This is a genomic window from Polaribacter vadi, assembly GCF_018861005.1.
Lineage (GTDB): Bacteria > Bacteroidota > Bacteroidia > Flavobacteriales > Flavobacteriaceae > Polaribacter > Polaribacter vadi_A.
Window position 1 is genome coordinate 191,202 of the sequence record NZ_JAHKQL010000031.1, and the last position, 19,318, is coordinate 210,519.

The window sequence follows — 19,318 nt, forward strand, 5'->3', positions numbered from 1 at the left end:
GACAATATAGCATTATCATCATTTAAATAAAATAGCAAAATCAATTAGTTATTAACAGGATTTCAACGTTTTTTTAGCTTCTACCTTTTAGCTTATTACTGTTCAATAATAGGAAAAATCAAACTACCAAAAACTACTAATAATCACAAAAAAAAACAATATGTTATATTTTTAAACAAATCATTAAATACTCAACATTTTAATTACTTTTGATGCGTAAATCAAATTAAAATAAAGTGGAAAACACACAACTTTTAGCGTTAGCAAATAAATACGGAAGTCCTTTATATGTTTACGATACAGATAAAATAGAATCGCAATACAATAGATTAACAAACGCTTTTAGTAGTGTTAAAAATTTGAAATTGAATTATGCTGTTAAGGCACTTTCAAATATAAATATTTTAAAATTCTTTAAAAATTTAGGTTCAGGTTTAGACACTGTTTCTTATCAAGAAGTGCAATTGTGTTTAACAACTGGTATTGAGCCTCATGATATTATTTTTACACCAAATGGCGTTTCTTTAAAAGAAATTGAAGAAGTTGCAAAATTAGGGGTACAGATTAATATTGATAATCTTTCTATTTTAGAACAATTTGGCCAAAAACATCCAGAAATCCCAGTTTGTGTGCGTATAAATCCACACATTATGGCTGGTGGAAATTCTAAAATTTCTGTAGGTCATATCGATTCTAAATTCGGAATTTCAATTCATCAAGTACCACATATTAAACGTGTTGTAGAAAACACAGGAATGAATATTAACGGAATTCACATGCACACAGGTTCTGATATTTTAGATATCGACACTTTTTTACGTGCCTCTGATATTTTGTTTGATGTTGCTCGTCAATTTGAAAACATCGATTTTATCGATTTTGGAAGCGGATTTAAAGTCCCTTATAAAGAAGGTGATATTTCTACAGATATTGAGCAATTAGGTGTTCAATTATCAGAAAGATTCAACGAATTTTGTACAGAATATGGTAAAGACATTACTTTAATGTTTGAGCCAGGTAAATTCTTAGTTTCTGAAGCAGGTTCTTTTTTAGCAAAAGTAAATGTGGTAAAACAAACTACTTCTACTGTTTTTGCACACGTAGATTCTGGTTTTAATCACTTAGTAAGACCAATGATGTATGATTCTTACCATCACATAACAAACATTTCTAATCAAGAAGGAAGAGACAGATACTACTCTGTTGTAGGTTATATTTGTGAAACAGATACATTTGCATCTAACAGAAGAATTGCAGAAATATCTGAAGAAGATATTTTATGTTTCCATAATGCAGGGGCTTACTGTTTTTCAATGGCTTCTAACTATAACTCTCGTTATTTACCAGCTGAAGTTATGGTACATAAAGGAAAAGATTATGTTATTAGAAAGAGACAAACCATAGAAGATATTTTAAACAACCAAGAAGTTGTTGAATTTTCATCAAAAAAAAAGACAACTAAAGCAGAAGTTACTGCTTAAAATTAGATAATATTTTTATATAAATCCACTAGAGAATTCTTTTTTTTAGTGGATATTTTTTTATTTTTACTAAACAATAGAAAACCAAAAACACAAATGAAAATTTTAGGAATAGGTAGTAATTATGTGACTGATTTAAAGGATATTGAAGAAAAAAAGAAAGGTAAGAAATTCATTTTTTCAAAACCAGAATCTAGTTTAGCAGTAAACTGCGATGTTGAATACCCAAGTAAAATTACCAGCGAATTAATTTACGAAGTAGAATTAGTTGTAAAAATTGGTAAAGTAGGTAAAAACATCAGCAAAGAAGAAGCAAATTCTTACATTTCAGAAATTGCTGTGGGTATAGATTATACTGCAACTGATATTCTTAAAAACGCAAGAGAAACAAAACACCCATGGGAATTTGCAAAAGGTTTTGATGGTGCTGCACCAATTTCTAGCTTTAAACCGGTTTCTGATTATAATTTAGGTGATATTGATTTCGACTTAAAAATTAATGGAGAAGAAAAACAAAAAAGTAATACAGCATACATGATTAACGATTTTGCTGACATTATTTCTTTTATTTCTGAATACATGACTTTACAACCTGGCGATTTAATTTTTACTGGAACACCTGCTTTAGGTAAAGGAGAAATTTTTAAAGGAGATCAATTACAATGTTCTGTAAACGGAGAATTATTGTTGGATTTTAAAATGATATAATTGTTAGTTTTAAACCTTAAAATTTTTTTGATTGATGAAAATTAGACTTTCTAAACTTGAGGATGTTCCACAAATTGCAACAATAATTAATGATGCAAAAGAACTTTTAGCATCTCTAAATATTGATCAATGGCAAAATGGATACCCAAATGCAGCACAAGTTGAGAATGATATTTTAAAAAGAGAAAGTTATGTGGTTGTAAATGATGAAAATCAAATTATAGCAACTTCTATGTTTACTTTAAGAAAAGAACCAACTTACAAAGAAGTTATTGATGGAAATTGGCTAATTTCTGAAGATGAAGTTTATGGCGTAATTCATAGAATGGCCATTAAAAAAGAATACAGAAAATTAGGTTTAGCAACTTTTCTTTTTGATGAATTTCATCAACAATTAAAAGACAAAAACATACAAAGTTTAAAGATTGATACCCATGAAGACAATCTTGGAATGCAATCTTTAATCAAAAAATTGGGTTACAAATATTGTGGAATTATTTACACAAGTTACAACGCAAAAAGATTGGCTTTTGAGAAAGTAATTTCTTAATAATTCAATTTTAAAACTATATTTACAACCTCATAAATTTATTTTTATGAGGTTTCTTTTTTAGGATAAATTTTAAATAAATAATGCAATTACTCCAATATATAATTCAGCAAACGCAACTAACTTCTAAATCTGTAGAAAACACAATTTCTCTTTTAAATGAAGATGCTACAATTCCTTTTATATCAAGATATAGAAAGGAAATGACAGGTAATTTAGATGAAGTTCAAATTGGAGAAATTGTAAAATTTAAAGAAACTTTTGAAGCTTTAGAAAAACGTAAAAAAGCGATTTTAAAAGCCTTAGAAGAGCAAAATGTTTTAACACAAGAACTTACTCAAAAAGTAACTAATTCTAGAGATTTAATTGAGCTAGAAGATTTGTACTTACCTTTTAAGAAAAAGCGAAAAACCAAGGCAGAAAATGCACGTTTACAAGGTTTAGAACCTTTAGCTAAAATGATAATGAGTCAACGTGTAAATGACTTAGAATATACAGCTTCAAAATATATTAAAAATGATGTTGAAACATTAGAAAATGCCTTAGAAGGCGCGCGTTATATAATTGCAGAATGGATTAACGAAAGAACTGATATCAGAAACAACATCAGGAGAGAATTAGAACGTTTTGCTACTATTTCATCTAAAGTAATTAAAGCTAAAAAAGAAGATGAGAAAGCACAAAAATTTAAAGATTATTTTGATTGGAGCGAATCTTTAAATCGAATTCCCTCTCATAGATTATTGGCGATTTTAAGATCTGAAAACGAAGGTTTTATCAGAATTAAAATAGAAATTGATTCAGAACGATTATTACAAAGAATCGAAAATAGAATTATTCGCACTCAAAATGAATGTGCAGCACAAATTGAATTGGCTATAAAAGACGCTTTTAAACGTTTGTTATTTCCTTCTTTATCAAATGAAGCTTTATCAAATGCAAAAGAAAAAGCAGATGAAAACGCCATTTTAGTATTTGCTAAAAACTTAAAACAATTACTTTTAGGAGCTCCTTTAGGAGAAAAAAGAGTGTTGGCAATAGATCCTGGATTTAGATCTGGTTGTAAAATTGTTTGTTTAAATGAACAAGGTGATTTAGAACACAATGAAACTATATTTCCTCACGAACCTCAAAATCAAAAGATTGAAGCCATTAAAAAAATTAGTTTTTTAGTAGATGCTCATAAAATTGAAGCCATTGCTATTGGAAATGGAACAGCATCTAGAGAAACAGAACAGTTAGTTAAAAAGATTCAGTTTAAAAATGCTGTGGATGTTTTTGTAGTTAGTGAAGCTGGTGCATCAATTTATTCTGCTTCTAAAATTGCTAGAGACGAATTCCCTAATTACGATGTTACTGTACGTGGTTCAGTTTCAATTGGTAGGCGTTTGCAAGATCCACTAGCTGAATTGGTTAAGATTGATGCAAAATCTATTGGAGTTGGCCAATATCAGCATGATGTAGATCAAACAAAATTGAAAAAATCTTTAGATTCAACTGTAGAAAGTTGTGTAAATACAGTTGGCGTAAACATAAATACTGCAAGTGAATCTCTATTAAGTTATGTTTCTGGAATTGGACCAAAATTAGCAGAAAACATTGTTAAATACAGAAATAAAAATGGTTCTTTTCTTTCTAGAAATGAAATAAAAAAAGTACCAAGATTAGGTGGAAAAGCTTTTGAACAAGCTGCTGGTTTTTTAAGAATTAAAAATGGTAAAAACCCTTTGGATGATTCTGCTGTGCATCCAGAAAGTTATAATCTAGTTGATAAAATTGCCAAAGAAGCAAAACGAAATGTGTCTGAAATTATTGGTAATAAAGAAATTTTAAAACAAATTGATTTAAAAAATTACATCACTAAAAACATTGGTTTACCTACTTTAAAAGATATTATCAGTGAGTTAGAAAAACCAGGTTTAGACCCAAGAGCAACAGCAAAAGTATTTTCTTTTGATGCAACCATTAAAACCATTTCTGATTTAAGAATTGGTCAAATCTTACCAGGAATTGTAAATAATATCACCAATTTTGGTTGTTTTGTTGATGTTGGTATCAAAGAAAGTGGATTAATTCATGTTTCAAATTTATCAGATACTTTTGTAAAAGATGTAAATACAATCGTAGCTTTACAACAACAAATTACTGTAAAAGTTTTAGAAGTTGATGTGATTAGAAAACGTATTCAATTAGCTTTGGTGAAGTAAAAATTTAATACCTTTAAATTATGACTAAAAAAGAAAAAACAGACTCTTGGGATGACTTAAGTGATTTTCAAAAAAATGAAATTCAACAAGAGGTTAACGAATTAAATAAAAAGAAAAAAGTCTCTTGGGATGATGTTAAACAAAAGCTTTCAAAATTGAAATAAAACACATTATCTTAAGTTTTAAAAACAAAAATATTTCAATGTAATTGTTAATTTACAACAACAAATTATTGTAAAAGTTTTAGAACTTGATGTTGCTAGAAAAAAGAATTCAATTGGCTTTAGTGCAATAAACTTGGCAAACAAGTTTAGCCCTGATTGAAATGACATCCTTTTTGCATTTTTAGCAAAAAGATAAAATGGAAAGCAGGAAATAGCTTCAAAAAAAATTACCAATCAATAGGAAAATAGTCTTTCAAGAATTTTCCAGACCAATGTTTACCAGTATTTATACCATCAATTAAAGGATCCATAACTCTTGCTGCACCATCTACAATATCTAAAGGTGGTTGAAAATCGTGTACTTCTTGTTTCTTTTTAGACAATTCTGCAGGATCTTCATCTGTAACCCAACCAGTATCTACAGCATTCATATAAATACCTTTTTTTGCAAAAGTTGCAGAAGATGTATGCGTTAACATATTTAAAGCTGCTTTTGCCATATTAGTATGTGGATGTCTGTCTACTTTTTTAAATCGATGAAACTTACCTTCCATTGCAGAAACATTTATAATGTGTTTTTTACCAGTATTTTCTTTCATCATTAAATTAGATAAACGATTACACAATACAAAAGGAGCAACAGCATTTACCAATTGAACTTCTACCATTTCTGTAGTTTCGATTTCACCTAATTTTAATCGCCAACTATTGGTTTTTCTTAAATCTACTTGTTGTAAATCTGCATCTAATTTTCCTTCAGGAAAAACTTCTGATGTTTGTAAAGAGTTATCAAAACTATAAGGAATTTGAGATAATTCAGCAGAGTTTCTTAAACCAATTCCTGGTTCTGGCCCATGCCAAGTTACAGGCAACACATTATTTTTATTTGTTTTTGTTGATGAAATACTTAAATCTGATATTTCTTGTAAACATTCTTGATGATTTTCTAATAATTTTTGCGCCAATTTTGGAAGTTCTGTAATCGGTTTTTTCTCATTTTCCATCAAATGAAAATAAAATCCTGATGGTCTTCTTACAGTTTGTGCTGCATTATTGATAAGAATATCTAATCTATCATATTTCTGCTCTATATAATTACAGAAAATTTCTACACTTGGTATATGTCTTAAATCTAAACCATGAATGTGCAAACGATGACTCCAATCTTTATAATCTTCTTCTTTTGCAAAACGAATTGCAGAATCTGCAGGAAAACGAGTTGTAGCAATAACAGTTGCTCCAGATCTTAAAGACATTAAAGTAATATGATAACCTATTTTTAAACGAGAACCTGTAATAACAGCAACTTGCCCTTTTAAATCTGTAGTTTGAAAACGTTTTGCATAATTCAAATCTCCACATTCAGTACACATTGTATCATAAAAATGATGTAATTTGGTAAAAACAGCTTTACAGACATAACAATTTCTTGGCGATTCTAATTCTGGAGTATCTTCTGAAATTGCTGCTGCAGCTAATAATTTTGGCGCAACAAATAATGTAGCTTCTCTAGCAGAACGAATTCCTGTAGATTTTCTTGCATGTTTATCACTTTCTATTTGCTTACGTTTTGCAGCTTTTTTGGCATCTTTTCTTCTTCGTTGAAATTCATCACGATTTGGTCTAGACAATTCGCCTGCAACTTTAAAAAGTGCTATTCTTTGTTCTTCAGGAATTTCAAATAACTGATTTGTATCGTCTAACAAACTTTGTATTGTTTTAATACAAGATGTAATTTCAGGATTTTCTTTATGCTCGCTCATTTTAAAATCAAAAATATTATTTTCTCTTTTTCTTTTTTGAATTTTCCTCTTTAGAAACTTTAGTTGTAGTTCTAGCTAAATAATCTGCCAAGACTTTTTCTACTAATTCTTCTTTTGTTAGGTGATGAAAAACAGTCCTAACTTTTCGTTTAAAATCTTCTGAAACTGTTTTATTAGGTTTTGTTTTAAAGATCTTTTTTGCCCACAACAAACCATTATTTTCTACTATACTTTGAGCATCAGCTTTTTTGTATTCTTGAAATTTAATACCTAAATCTTCTTCAAATTCTGGAATTTCTTCTAACTCTTCTTTTTGTATAACACTTAAAGAAAGCCCCTTAGCTCCTGCTCTTGCAGTTCGTCCACTTCTATGCACATAAGCATCATAAGTATCTGGCAAATGATAATTTACAACATATTCAACTTCTTTTACATCAATTCCTCTTGCTGCTAAATCTGTAGCTATTAAAATTTTTATATGTCCTTCACGAAATTGCCCCATAATTCTGTCACGAATTCCTTGGGTTAAACTTCCATGAATAGCACCAGATGAAAATTTATTAATTGCTAAGTTTTTGGCTAATTTGTTAACAGCAGCTTTTGTTTTACAAAAAATAATTCCTCTTTTACATTCTTTAGAATTTAAAAAATGCAATAAAACTTCTAATTTTTCAATTGGTTCTACAACTACGTATTTATGTTCAATTCCTTGATGACCAACAGTTTTCATATTAGCTTCAATCTGAATAACATCTTTAGCCATATAGTTGTTAACCAGTTGCCTAATTGCACCAGACATTGTTGCTGTAAATAATAAAGTTCTTCTTTTTTTAGGAATTTCTTTTATAATACTATCTAATCCTTCTTTTAAAGCACTAACCATTTCATCAGCTTCATCTAAAATAAAATAAGAAATATTTTTGATGTTGATGGCTTCACGTTTCACCAAATCTGCCAATCTTCCTGGAGTTGCAACTACAATATGTGTTGGTTCTTTTAATCTTTCAATTTGAGGTTTTATAGGTATTCCTCCACAAACAACTGCAATTGATATTTCTGGAATGTAAGATGCAAAAGATTCTAAATTGTTATGAATTTGTTGCCCTAATTCTCTAGTTGGTGCTAAAATTACTGTCTGAATATTAGTGTTTTCTGTATCAATCAATTGTAATAAAGGTAAACCAAAAGCGGCTGTTTTACCTGTTCCTGTTTTTGCTAAAGCAACAACATCATCTTTTTTATTTAAAATTACAGGAATTACTTTTTCTTGAATATCTGTAGGTACAGCTATTTTTAAATCAGTTAAACTTTTTTGTATTTGTTGATGAATTCCTAAATCAGAAAACGTTTTTGACATATTATAAATTTGTGCAAAGATAAACACACTTTCTCTTGATACTATTCTTTTCTCTATTTCATTTTAATCTTTAAAAACTTAAAAAAAAGCTAATAAGTAAAAAAAGGTTTTATAAAACTTCTCAAATAATTTATTACTTTCGAAAACCTAAAAATAATTAATGAAAGTCTGTATTGCAGAGAAACCAAGTGTAGCAAGAGAAATAGCTAACATTCTAGGAGCCAACACAAAACGTGATGGTTTTTACGAAGGAAATGGTTATGCAGTAACTTATACTTTTGGCCATTTATGCACACTTTTAGAACCTAAAGATTATAAACCTCATTGGAAAAGTTGGGATTTAAATAACCTACCAATGTTACCTGAACGTTTTGATACCAAAGTTACAGGCGATTCTGGAATTAAAAAACAATTTAATATTGTAAAATCTTTATTCGAAAAAGCAGATGTAATTATAAATTGTGGGGATGCAGGAACTGAAGGAGAACTCATTCAAAGATGGGTAATAAATCAATGTAATTACAAAGGAAAAGTACAACGTTTATGGATTTCATCGTTAACTGAAGAAGCTATTAAAGACGGATTCAACAATTTAGAATCCTCAGAAAAATACGATAATTTATATTATGCAGGTTATTCTAGAGCTATTGGAGATTGGCTTTTAGGTTTAAATGCAACACGTTTATACACTGTAAAATTTGGTGGTTACAAACAAGTTTTATCTGTTGGTAGAGTGCAAACTCCTACTCTAGCAATGTTGGTGAATCGTTATTTTGAAATTCAGAATTTTAAGCCACAACCTTATTGGGAATTACAAACTACGTACAGAAATACACTTTTTAATTACGAAGATGGTCGTTTTTTAAAAAAGGAAGATGGACAAGTTTTAGCTGATAAAGTTGCACAATCTGATTTTGAAATTGTTTCTGTTACCAAAAAGAAAGGTAAAGAATACGCACCTAAACTTTTTGATTTAACAGGGTTACAGGTATATTGCAACAATAAATTCGGATTTTCTGCGGATGAAACTTTAAAAATTGTTCAGAAATTATACGAAATGAAAGTGGTTACTTACCCAAGAGTAGACACCACTTTTTTACCTAATGATTTATATCCTAAAATTCACGGAATTTTATCGAAATTGACAAATTTTAGTGAATTAACACAACCACTATTAGGCAAAAAAATAAAGAAAACAAAGCGTGTTTTCGATGATAAAAAAGTCACAGATCACCACGCAATTATTCCTACAGGAATTCAAGGGAATTTACAATACAATCAACAACAAGTTTACGATATTATTACTCGCAGATTTATTGCAGTTTTTTATCCAGATTCTGATGTTTCTAACACTTCCGTAATTGGTAAAGCTGCAGAAGTCCCTTTTAAAACTACAGGAAAAGAAATCATCAATAAAGGTTGGCGTATTGTTTTTGAGAAGAAAGAATCTTCAATTAAAAAAGAGATAAATGCAGCAGCAACTCTACCCTCTTTTGTTAAAGGAGAAAAAGGAACTCATGAACCTTCGTTTTTAGAAAAAGAAACAAAACCACCAAGAAACTATACAGAAGCCAGTTTACTAAGAGCTATGGAAACTGCAGGTAAACAAGTAGATGATGATGAAATGCGAGAGTTGATGAAAGAAAATGGAATTGGAAGACCATCAACTAGAGCAAGTATTATTGAAACTTTATTTAGAAGAAAATATATAGAGCGTAAGAAAAAACTGGTTTTACCAACGCAAACAGGTATTGATTTAATCAATATTATTGATAATGAACTTTTAAAATCTGCTGAATTAACTGGAAGATGGGAAAAACGTTTAAAAGAAATTGAACGTGGCGAATTTAACGCAGGTACTTTCATTAATAATATGAAAAAAATGGTAGATCAATTGGTTTATGAAGTACGTTCTAATACTTCTAAAAAACGAATTTCTGCTGTTATTGCTAATGAAACAAAACAATCTCAAGCTAAAAAAGGAATTACTTCTTCTTTAAATACTTCTAAAAACAAACAAGTTGCTGGTAAAACTTGCCCTAAATGTAAAACAGGTAAACTCTTAAAAGGCTCTTCTGCTTTTGGTTGTTCTGAGTATAAAAATAATTGCGATTTAAAAATTCCTTTTAAAATTTATGATAAAAAAGTTTCTGAAAATCAAATTATTAGATTATTAGATAAAGGATGCACTACCAATTTAAAAGGTTTTGTTTTAAATGATGAAAAAGTAGAAGGTTTAATTCGTTTTGATGATAATTTTAATTTAAAACTAGAGCCAAAAATCATTTCGAAAGAAGTAAAGGAAAAACAAAAAGTTTCTACACAAGGTAAAAATGACAATGATAAAATAGCATGCCCAAAATGTAAAAAAGGAACCATTTTAAAAGGAAAAACTGCCTATGGTTGTTCTGAATATAAAACTGGCTGTGATTTTGTTTTTACATTTGAAAACATCAAAAAAATGGCTAATGGTAGACCTTTAACTAAAGAACTGGTTTTGGATATATTAAATCAATAATAATTTGTGCTTTTATTTAAATATAAAGTAATTATCAAAATATATTGTTTAAAAGCTTGGCCTTTAACTTATATTAGTGATTTCAACTATCAATAAACCAAAACTAAGCCAAACTTTTAATGGATTTTACTAACCCACTAGTATATGGTGTTCCTTGTTTTTTAGCTCTAATTTTAGTAGAACTTACTTACAGTAAACATCACAAGAAAAAGAAAAACAAAGACCTTTATAAATGGAAAGATCTAGCAGCAAGTTTAACTATGGGTATTGGTTCTACAATTATAGCTCCACTTACTAAAACCATTGCTGCCATTGTTCTTTTTAATTTTGTTTACGAACTTTTTAATCCTTTAGTAGATGGTGTTAGAACCAATATTATGGGGTATGCTTCTTTTGGTTATGCCTGGTATATTTGGGTAATTTGTCAGCTTTTAGACGATTTTAGTTATTACTGGTTTCATAGACAAAACCATAATGTTCGTTTTTTATGGGCTGCACACATTGTACATCATTCTTCTGATAATTTTAATTTAGGAACTGCTGTTAGAAATGGTTGGTTTACTATTTTTTACAAACCTTTTTTTTATATGTGGATTCCTGCCATTGGTTTTCCTCCAGAAATGGTAGTGGTTTGTTTAGGAATTGAAGCTTTATGGCAATTTCAATTGCATAGTGTTTATATTCCGAAGTTAGGTTTTATAGAAAAATTTATGAATACACATACCATGCATCAAGTGCATCATGCACAAAACATTGAATATATGGATAAAAATCATGGTGGATTTTTAAATATTTTTGATAAAATGTTTGGTACTTGGAAAGAACTAGATGAATCTATTGATATAAAATATGGAGTTACAAAACCACCTAATTCTTACAATCCGTTAGTGATTTTAACACACGAATACAAAGACATTTGGTTAGATATGAAAAAGTCTAAAAATTGGTATCATAAATTTATGTACGCTTTTGCTGCTCCTGGTTGGTCTCATGATGGAAGTACACTAACTATTAAACAGGTTCAAAAATTACTTAAAGAAGAAAATAAATAGTTCTTTTTTTAAGCAAGTTTGTTGGCAAACAAGTTTAGCCCAGATTGAAACGACATCCTTTTTTTGTTTTTCACAAAAAAAGATATAGTGTAAAGCTGGAAATAGCTTCTAAAAAAATTAATCAATCATATTTTTTAGGTAAAAATTTTCTACTTTTTCTCTAGCCCAAGGTGTAGTTCTTAAAAATTTTAAGGATGATTTATAAGTTGGGTTATTTTTAAAAGCATTGATATTTAAGGCATAACCCAATTCTTCCCAACCGTATTCTAAATATAATTCTTCTAAAATTGTGGCTAATTTTATACCATGTAATGGATTGTTTGGTTGTTCTTTACTCATTGTTTTCTTATAATTTTTAAAGACTTAAAATCATTCTGTTTGTTTGGCAACTACAAAATAATTATCATCAATTTTTAATTGAATGTTAGACGTTTTTACTTTTTTAATTTTCCAGTCTGTAGTTGGTTTTAAATCTTTAGCAACTCCGTTAATATAGATTTTAACAGGCATATTAAAACCAGATACAACATTAGTCCATTTGTATTTTAACTCATTATTTTTAATACTATAAGTAAATTCTGGAATGCGAATATCTCTTAAATATTGATCGAAAACTTTAGACAAATCTATTTTAGTTTTTTTTGACAAGTAATTTTCTATCTGTTGTGTTGTTACTGTTTTATGCCAAAACTTTTTATTAATACCTCGTAAAATTGTTCGCCATTTTTTATCATTATCTATTAAATAACGAATTGTATGCAACATGTTAGCACCTTTATAATACATATCTCCAGATCCTGTATTATTAACACCATAAACACCTATTATTGGTTTATCGTTTTTCACACTTTTTCTAGTACCTATTACATATTCTGAAGCTGCTTTTTTACCAAAATAATAGTTTAAATATAAACTTTCTGAATAAGCTGTAAAACTTTCATGAATCCACATATCTGCAGCATCTTTATAAGTAATATTGTTGGCAAACCACTCATGACCAGATTCGTGAATTATAATAAAATCGAACTTTAACCCCCAACCTGTACCTGATAAATCTCTACCTAAATAACCGTTTTTAAATTTATTACCATAAGTTACAGAACTTTGGTGCTCCATACCTAAATAAGGTACTTCTACCAATTTAAAACCATCTTCATAAAAAGGATATTTACCAAACCAATGCTCAAAAGCTTTCATCATTTTTGGTGCTTGTTTAAACTGCTTTTTGGCTTTGTCTAAATTATAAGAAAGCACATAATAATTCATATTTAATAGACCACCTTCTCCTTTAAATTCTTCATTAAAATGTACATAATCGCCTATATTTAAATTAACTCCATAATTATTAATAGGGTTTTTAACAGACCAATGATAAGTGGTTGTATTGTCTTTATGAATTTCAGTTTCTACTAACTCTCCATTAGAAATATTCATTAAGTTTGATGGAACTCGTACACTTATATCCATATTTTCAACCTCATCATACATATGGTCTTTGTTAGGCCACCAAACACTTGCACCTAAACCTTGACAAGATGTTGCTATAAAATCATTTCCGTTTTTATCTTTTTTCCATGAAAAACCACCATCCCAAGGTGCATTTTTTGCTTCTTGTGGTTTACCTTCATAATAAATATCAATAGAATTAACGCTACCTTTTTTTTGTTCATCAAGTAAATGAATATGATGCGCATTACCTTCTGAAACTACTTTTAACTGTTTATTGTTTTGTACAACTTTTGTGATTTTTAAAGGTGCTTGTAAATCAATTTGTAAAGTATTATAAGGCTTTAAAACCGTATATTTTACGGTATTTTTACCTTTAATAAATTTTGTTTTAGGAAAAACTTGAATGTCTAAATGATAGTATTTTAAATTCCACCAAACACGTTCTGGAGTTATAGATCCTCTAAGTGTATCCTGTTTTGTAAACTTATCATTTTGTGCAATTAATGAAATATTATTAAAAAATAACGCAAATAATAAAAGGTAAAAGAATTTATAAATCTTCATTTAAACAGGTTTATTAATTATAATTTCAAAAGTAATACTATTTATTTTTGATAGAAAATATTAACAAATTATTAGTAATTGTTTATTCTGAATTTTTCAATAATTTAGCCTTTTAATAAAGAAATCTATAAATGAAAAATATTGCATTACATAAAGTTCACGAAAATTTAGGCGCAAAAATGGTACCTTTTGCTGGTTATAACATGCCAGTTTCTTACGAAGGTGTTACAGCAGAACATCTTACAGTTAGAAATGGAGTTGGTGTTTTTGATGTAAGTCATATGGGTGAATTTCTAGTTTCTGGTGATAATGCTTTGGCACTAATTCAGAAAGTTACTTCTAATGATGCTTCTAAGTTAGCTATTGGAGATGCACAATATAGCTGTTTCCCAAACACAGAAAACGGAATTGTAGACGATTTAATTTGTTACAGAATTAAAGAAAACACCTATTTATTAGTTGTAAATGCTTCTAATATTGAAAAAGATTGGAACTGGATTAGTAAATATAATGAAGAGTTTGGTGCAGAATTAAGAGATTTATCAGAAGAATATTCATTATTAGCCATTCAAGGTCCAAAAGCAGTTGAAGCTATGCAATCTTTATCTTCTTTAGATTTAGCTGCAATTCCTTTTTATAAGTTTAAAGTTGGTGATTTTGCTGGAATTGAGCACGTTATTATTTCTGCAACTGGTTATACAGGTTCTGGTGGATTTGAAATTTACTGTAAAAACAACGAAGTTGAACAAATCTGGAAAAAAGTTTTTGAAGCGGGTGCCGATTTTGACATAAAACCAATTGGCTTAGCTGCTAGAGATACTTTACGTTTAGAAATGGGGTATTGTTTATATGGTAATGATATAGATGACAAAACCTCGCCAATTGAAGCTGGTTTAAGTTGGATTACAAAGTTTACCAAAGATTTTGTAAATGCAGGTTTCTTAGCCAAACAAAAAGAACAAAAACCTACAAAACGTTTGGTTGCTTTTGAGTTAAATGATAGAGGAATTCCAAGACAAGGTTATGATATTGTAGATGGTGAAGGAAATATTATTGGTAATGTAACTTCTGGTACAATGAGTCCTAGTTTAAGTAAAGGAATTGGTTTAGGGTATGTACCTACTCAATTTGCTAAATCTGGAACAGAAATAAATATTAAAGTTCGTAAAAAAGCAATACCAGCAACTATTGTAAAATTACCTTTTTATAAAAATTAACAACTATTTTGTAAGGAATATAATTATAAATCGATTACACAAAGATTGTATCATTCAACTAAACAAATAAAAAAATGAAAAAAATAATCATTACAATATTCGCTAGTTTATTATTTATAATTAGCTGTAAAAAAAACTCAGCAACAACTGAAACATCAGAAAAAACTGAAATAATTAAAACAGAGAAAACATTTGCTGAAAAAATTGAAATTGCACACAACAAAAAAGATTTCTTAAAACAAGAAGCAATACAATTTGATGCTTTAATAGAATTTGGTGGTAATGAAATTTTTGATGCAAATATTACTATTTCTACAACTTCTGATTTAGCTAAGATTGCTTACAAAAACGGAGATTTTATTTATGTAGATAAACAAAATGTATTTGTGTCTCCTAGTTTAAAAGACAACCCAGGAGTTCGTTTTCATGCCTATACTTGGAGTTATTTTTTCTTATATCCTTATAAATTAAGTGATAATGGAACAAAATGGGATGATAATTTTAAAACTCCTGAAGCAAATAATACCTTTAATACTGCAAAATTATCTTTTGAGGCTAATACAGGTGATGCACCTGATGATTGGTATATAATTTATGCTAATAAAAACAATAATATGTTAGATCATGTTGCTTATATTGTTACTGCTGGTAAAACTAAAGCAGAAGCAGAAGCAGATCCTCATGCTATAAAATATTTAGACTACAATCAAATAGATGGTATCCCTTTTGCTACAAATTGGGAGTTTTTAGAATGGGGATTAGAGAAAGGATTAACAAAGAAAATTGGTAGTGCTAAAATTACTAATATAAAATTTGTGAACGGTTTTAGAGATTCTTTTTCCATACCAAAAGATTTTATAAAAAAATAAAAATATACTTAAATTAAATAAAACCTCAGACTTTCTGGGGTTTTTGTTTTTTTATAAAGTAAATTCGTCCGCTATTATTTCAATGTAAAGATGTATATGAATTGTTTATTAACTGGAGGAACAGGAATTGTTGGTAGTCATATTATTTTTGAATGGTTGCACAAAGCAATTGTAGAAAAAAAAGTAAACCATCTTTTTGTTGTTATTAGAGACACAAACAGAACTGCAACACAACGTTTGCTAGATATTTTACAAGATGAATCTCGTCCTGATTTTTTAAATCAATTTTCTTTAGAAGAATGTTTAGAGAGAATTACAGTTATTTCTAGTGATTTATCAACCTTAAAAAAAGAAACTTTACATCAATATAATTTTACCACAGTTATACATTGTGCAGGCTCTACAAATTTGTTAAACACCAACGATTCTAAAGAGACTGTACATACTCAAAACTATTTAGTAACTAAACACCTTTTAGAGGTAATTCCTAATTTTGTAAATCGTTTTTTGTACATCAGCACAGCATATTCTTTCGGAATTCAAGATGATAAAGTAAATGATACTATTGCAGATTATAAGGTTACTAATTTTAGAAATCCTTATGAAAAATCAAAATATGAAAGCGAACGTTTTGTAAGAGAAACCTGTAATCTAAAAAATATTGAAGCTCAAATTTTAAGACCAAGTATAATTTGTGGGCGTTTAATTGATAAACCTTTTTTCGAAACTCCTAAATATGATGTTTTTTATTCTTGGGCCATATTTTTAGATAAATATGCAAAAAAAGCAAAAGATAATTTTAGGATTTGGGTTGATAAAAAAAGTGGATTAAATATAATACCTGTTGATTTTGCTGCCAAAGCAATTTTATACGCGTTTTTAACACCAAGTATAAAAGAAATGAATATTGTAAACCCCAAACAAATACTACATAATAATTATGTAGGTGATGTTTTAGAGGCTTTTAATATTCAATCTTATGAATATGTAGACCAGAAACCAGAAAACTTAAACGGTTTTGAACAATTGTATTATAAAAGTATTGGTAGTTTATTCGAAAAATATATTTCTATACCCGATTTACAATTTAAATCTGAACAAATATTAATTCTGATAAATCAGTTGCAATTAGATGTTACTTTAGGTGTACACGAAAACTTTATGAATTTGATTAATTTTTCCGTAGAAAAAAAGTTTAAGAAAAGTTATTAATTAATAAAAAATAAAAAAATTGGATTCGTTAACGCAAATTGTATTAGGTGCAGCAGTTGGAGAAGCCGTTTTAGGAAAAAAAATTGGCAATAAAGCTATGCTATATGGTGCTATTGCTGGTACAATTCCTGATTTAGATGTGCTTTCTTCTTTTTTTACTGATAAAGTAACTGCCTTAGAAATGCACAGAGGTTTTACACACTCTATCCTATTTTCTATACTCTTTGCTCCTATTTTTTCTCTTATAGTTAACAAATACGAAAAATATAAATCCTTTAAAAATTGGTCTTGGCTTTTCTTTTGGGCTTTTATTACTCATCCCATTTTAGATGCACAAACCACTTGGGGAACACAACTTTTTTGGCCTTTTGATATTCGATTGGCTTTTAAAAATGTTTTTGTTGTAGATCCTTTATACACGCTTCCGTTTTTAGTTTTTTTGATTTTAGCTATGATTCAAAAGAGAGCATCTAAAAAAAGAAGGTTATATAATAATTCAGGATTAATTATTAGCAGTACTTATTTAATAATTACATTGATTTTAAAAGGAGTTTCTTATCAAAAATTTACCAAAGAACTTGCATTACAAAACATAACCTATTCTGATATTAAAACAAAACCAACTCCATTAAACACAATTTTATGGACAGCAAATATTGATACCCAAAATGCTTTTTTAATTGGTAATTCATCATTTTTTGATAAAAACCCAATTCATTTTTCTAGCTATCCTAAAAATCATCATTTGTTAGGAGATTTAAAGCATCATGAAAAAGTAAAACGAATGATTGCTATTTCTAAAGGATGGTATACAATCAACAAAAAAGAAGGTGTTTTATATTTTAATGATCTTAGATTTGGCACATTAAGTATAAAACCAAACGCAACCAATTTTGTTTTTAAATATAAGATTATTGTTGATGAAAATGGAACTCCATTTTTTAAAGAAGTACCAAAAAATAAGAGTGATGCTAAAAAATTAGTATCTGAATTATGGCAAAGAATTAAAGGGAATTAACAAATTCTATAAAGACTAGGTTATAATTAATTTTAAATCTTTATAATCAAATAATTTTGTTAAAAAAGTATTAGTAGTTTATTCGAGAAATATGTTTCTATACCCGTTTTTCAATTTAAATCTGTATAAAACTATTAATAATTGTAAATCAATTAGAATTAGATGTTATACTGGTAGTTCAAGAAAACTTTATGAGCCTCAATAACTTCTGTAGAACATAAGTTTAAGGCAAGTTATTAATTTTATAATTTTGTTTTGTAAAATTAATCTTTTTTAGGATAACTATATTTTCACTTTTGCTAAAGCTCTTTGGCTTTCATTTATTTTTAATGCTCCTATTATGTTATTCATTAAGACAAAAAATGCAAAACAAGCAACAGTTAAAAGTGCATAATCTATAAATAAAGAAGTAAATGCTTTTAAAGAAACTAAGTTTAAGATTTGAGAAAACATAATATTTATTTTTAAGGTTACTCAAAAGTAATATTTATCTAAAAGGCAATATTATTTATTATACCAATGGTAATCTTTTATAGACGAATGGAAATATTTATGGGTTTGTTGAAAAGCTAAACTTTATAAAAACTCTGGTTCAACACATAAACTCAACAAAAATTTACTCAATAAACTACTATTAAAATGTCAAGAGACATCTAAAATCTAGTTAACTCTAGTTTTTGGTAAACTACAAGTTATTTAATCAAGATAGAAAAAAAACTATTAAAAATGAAGTTAACTATATTTTTACTTTTACTAAAGCTCTTTGACTTTCGTTAATTTTTATCGCTTTAATTATGTTATTCACTAACACAAAAAATGCAAAAAAAGCAACAGTTAAAAGTGTATAATCTATAAATAAAGAAGTAAATTCTTTTAAAGAAACTAAATTTAAGATTTGAGAAAACATAATATTTATTTTTTAAGGTTACTCAAAAATAATATTAATCTAAAAGGCATTATTTTTTATTATACGAATGGTATTTATTAATAGTTGAATGGAAATATTTAAAAGTTTAAAAAAATTAGTTTCAGTTAAAGTAGCCTACACATTAAATCTAAAGTGCATTACATCTCCATCTTTAACAATATACTCCTTACCCTCTACTCTCATTTTACCAGCTTCTTTTACTTTAGCTTCTCAATTAAAAATATAAGTAGTGCTTTAAAAAAAATCTATACCTGATTTACA

General features: G+C 28.2%; 17 protein-coding genes and 1 pseudogene. 11 read left to right on the forward strand and 7 right to left on the reverse strand.

All coding sequences use genetic code 11. The features are described 5' to 3' along the window. The first annotated feature begins 236 nt into the window (after nt 1-236). From lysA to KO506_RS13800, 5 genes are all read left to right on the forward strand, one after another. On the forward strand, nt 237-1,481 hold the full coding sequence (gene lysA / locus KO506_RS13780) for a diaminopimelate decarboxylase (protein ID WP_215995500.1): 1,245 nt from the start codon (nt 237-239) through the stop codon (nt 1,479-1,481). A 96-nt stretch (nt 1,482-1,577) separates the two neighbouring features. Continuing rightward, complete coding sequence (locus tag KO506_RS13785; RefSeq protein WP_215995501.1) at nt 1,578-2,189, forward strand: fumarylacetoacetate hydrolase family protein; 612 nt, start codon at nt 1,578-1,580, stop codon at nt 2,187-2,189. A 34-nt stretch (nt 2,190-2,223) separates the two neighbouring features. Beyond that, on the forward strand, nt 2,224-2,739 hold the full coding sequence (locus tag KO506_RS13790; protein WP_215995690.1) for a GNAT family N-acetyltransferase: 516 nt from the start codon (nt 2,224-2,226) through the stop codon (nt 2,737-2,739). Between the two features lie 83 nt (nt 2,740-2,822). After that, nucleotides 2,823-4,946, forward strand: a complete 2,124-nt coding sequence (locus tag KO506_RS13795) for a Tex family protein (protein WP_215995502.1) — start codon at nt 2,823-2,825, stop codon at nt 4,944-4,946. 20 nt (nt 4,947-4,966) lie between these two features. Further along, on the forward strand, nt 4,967-5,110 hold the full coding sequence (locus KO506_RS13800) for a hypothetical protein (protein ID WP_215995503.1): 144 nt from the start codon (nt 4,967-4,969) through the stop codon (nt 5,108-5,110). A 227-nt stretch (nt 5,111-5,337) separates the two neighbouring features. On the opposite strand, the gene KO506_RS13805 is transcribed toward KO506_RS13800, so the two are convergent. Next, the gene (locus KO506_RS13805; RefSeq protein WP_215995504.1) at nt 5,338-6,873 is read right to left on the reverse strand and encodes an SDR family NAD(P)-dependent oxidoreductase; all 1,536 of its coding nucleotides are present in this window, start codon (nt 6,871-6,873) and stop codon (nt 5,338-5,340) included. A 16-nt stretch (nt 6,874-6,889) separates the two neighbouring features. Next, a complete protein-coding gene (locus KO506_RS13810; RefSeq protein ID WP_215995505.1) occupies nt 6,890-8,230 on the reverse strand; it encodes a DEAD/DEAH box helicase in 1,341 nt (446 codons plus the stop codon). A gap of 160 nt (nt 8,231-8,390) precedes the next feature. Here KO506_RS13810 and KO506_RS13815 point away from each other — a divergent pair, with 160 nt between their 5' ends. Further along, entirely contained in the window at nt 8,391-10,748 is a 2,358-nt protein-coding gene (locus tag KO506_RS13815; RefSeq protein WP_215995506.1) for a DNA topoisomerase 3, read from the forward strand. 119 nt (nt 10,749-10,867) lie between these two features. After that, entirely contained in the window at nt 10,868-11,800 is a 933-nt protein-coding gene (locus tag KO506_RS13820; RefSeq protein ID WP_215995507.1) for a sterol desaturase family protein, read from the forward strand. A gap of 117 nt (nt 11,801-11,917) precedes the next feature. On the opposite strand, the gene KO506_RS13825 is transcribed toward KO506_RS13820, so the two are convergent. Beyond that, nucleotides 11,918-12,139, reverse strand: coding sequence for a VF530 family DNA-binding protein (locus KO506_RS13825; RefSeq protein WP_215995508.1), 222 nt, complete (start codon nt 12,137-12,139; stop codon nt 11,918-11,920). Nucleotides 12,140-12,169: 30 nt separating this feature from the next. Continuing rightward, entirely contained in the window at nt 12,170-13,813 is a 1,644-nt protein-coding gene (locus KO506_RS13830; RefSeq protein WP_215995509.1) for a M1 family metallopeptidase, read from the reverse strand. A gap of 131 nt (nt 13,814-13,944) precedes the next feature. Here KO506_RS13830 and gcvT point away from each other — a divergent pair, with 131 nt between their 5' ends. The 4 genes from gcvT to KO506_RS13850 all read left to right on the forward strand — a co-directional run bounded on the left by gcvT (nt 13,945) and on the right by KO506_RS13850 (nt 18,129). Then, on the forward strand, nt 13,945-15,030 hold the full coding sequence (gcvT, locus tag KO506_RS13835) for a glycine cleavage system aminomethyltransferase GcvT (protein ID WP_215995510.1): 1,086 nt from the start codon (nt 13,945-13,947) through the stop codon (nt 15,028-15,030). Between the two features lie 74 nt (nt 15,031-15,104). After that, nucleotides 15,105-15,899, forward strand: coding sequence for a hypothetical protein (locus tag KO506_RS13840; RefSeq protein ID WP_215995511.1), 795 nt, complete (start codon nt 15,105-15,107; stop codon nt 15,897-15,899). Between the two features lie 96 nt (nt 15,900-15,995). Next, on the forward strand, nt 15,996-17,111 hold the full coding sequence (locus KO506_RS13845; RefSeq protein WP_215995512.1) for an SDR family oxidoreductase: 1,116 nt from the start codon (nt 15,996-15,998) through the stop codon (nt 17,109-17,111). 19 nt (nt 17,112-17,130) lie between these two features. Then, the gene (locus KO506_RS13850; protein ID WP_215995513.1) at nt 17,131-18,129 is read left to right on the forward strand and encodes a metal-dependent hydrolase; all 999 of its coding nucleotides are present in this window, start codon (nt 17,131-17,133) and stop codon (nt 18,127-18,129) included. Nucleotides 18,130-18,411: 282 nt separating this feature from the next. On the opposite strand, the gene KO506_RS13855 is transcribed toward KO506_RS13850, so the two are convergent. The 3 genes and pseudogenes from KO506_RS13855 to KO506_RS13865 form a co-directional block, all read right to left on the reverse strand. After that, complete coding sequence (locus KO506_RS13855) at nt 18,412-18,582, reverse strand: hypothetical protein (protein WP_215995514.1); 171 nt, start codon at nt 18,580-18,582, stop codon at nt 18,412-18,414. 283 nt (nt 18,583-18,865) lie between these two features. Further along, nucleotides 18,866-19,036, reverse strand: coding sequence for a hypothetical protein (locus KO506_RS13860; RefSeq protein WP_215995515.1), 171 nt, complete (start codon nt 19,034-19,036; stop codon nt 18,866-18,868). A 135-nt stretch (nt 19,037-19,171) separates the two neighbouring features. Beyond that, nucleotides 19,172-19,267 (reverse strand): annotated as a pseudogene (locus KO506_RS13865) (DUF933 domain-containing protein); the annotation flags it as partial. Nucleotides 19,268-19,318: the final 51 nt, after the last annotated feature.

Bases quoted from the DNA above. Each gene is read 5' to 3' on its own strand.
- KO506_RS13785 (WP_215995501.1), top strand. From the start codon at position 1,578: ATGAAAATTTTAGGAATAGGTAGTAATTATGTGACTGATTTAAAGGAT.
- KO506_RS13790 (WP_215995690.1), top strand. From the start codon at position 2,224: ATGAAAATTAGACTTTCTAAACTTGAGGATGTTCCACAAATTGCAACA.
- KO506_RS13795 (WP_215995502.1), top strand. From the start codon at position 2,823: ATGCAATTACTCCAATATATAATTCAGCAAACGCAACTAACTTCTAAA.
- KO506_RS13800 (WP_215995503.1), top strand. From the start codon at position 4,967: ATGACTAAAAAAGAAAAAACAGACTCTTGGGATGACTTAAGTGATTTT.
- KO506_RS13805 (WP_215995504.1), bottom strand. From the start codon at position 6,873: ATGAGCGAGCATAAAGAAAATCCTGAAATTACATCTTGTATTAAAACA.
- KO506_RS13810 (WP_215995505.1), bottom strand. From the start codon at position 8,230: ATGTCAAAAACGTTTTCTGATTTAGGAATTCATCAACAAATACAAAAA.
- KO506_RS13815 (WP_215995506.1), top strand. From the start codon at position 8,391: ATGAAAGTCTGTATTGCAGAGAAACCAAGTGTAGCAAGAGAAATAGCT.
- KO506_RS13820 (WP_215995507.1), top strand. From the start codon at position 10,868: ATGGATTTTACTAACCCACTAGTATATGGTGTTCCTTGTTTTTTAGCT.
- KO506_RS13825 (WP_215995508.1), bottom strand. From the start codon at position 12,139: ATGAGTAAAGAACAACCAAACAATCCATTACATGGTATAAAATTAGCC.
- KO506_RS13830 (WP_215995509.1), bottom strand. From the start codon at position 13,813: ATGAAGATTTATAAATTCTTTTACCTTTTATTATTTGCGTTATTTTTT.
- gcvT (WP_215995510.1), top strand. From the start codon at position 13,945: ATGAAAAATATTGCATTACATAAAGTTCACGAAAATTTAGGCGCAAAA.
- KO506_RS13840 (WP_215995511.1), top strand. From the start codon at position 15,105: ATGAAAAAAATAATCATTACAATATTCGCTAGTTTATTATTTATAATT.
- KO506_RS13845 (WP_215995512.1), top strand. From the start codon at position 15,996: ATGAATTGTTTATTAACTGGAGGAACAGGAATTGTTGGTAGTCATATT.
- KO506_RS13855 (WP_215995514.1), bottom strand. From the start codon at position 18,582: ATGTTTTCTCAAATCTTAAACTTAGTTTCTTTAAAAGCATTTACTTCT.
- KO506_RS13860 (WP_215995515.1), bottom strand. From the start codon at position 19,036: ATGTTTTCTCAAATCTTAAATTTAGTTTCTTTAAAAGAATTTACTTCT.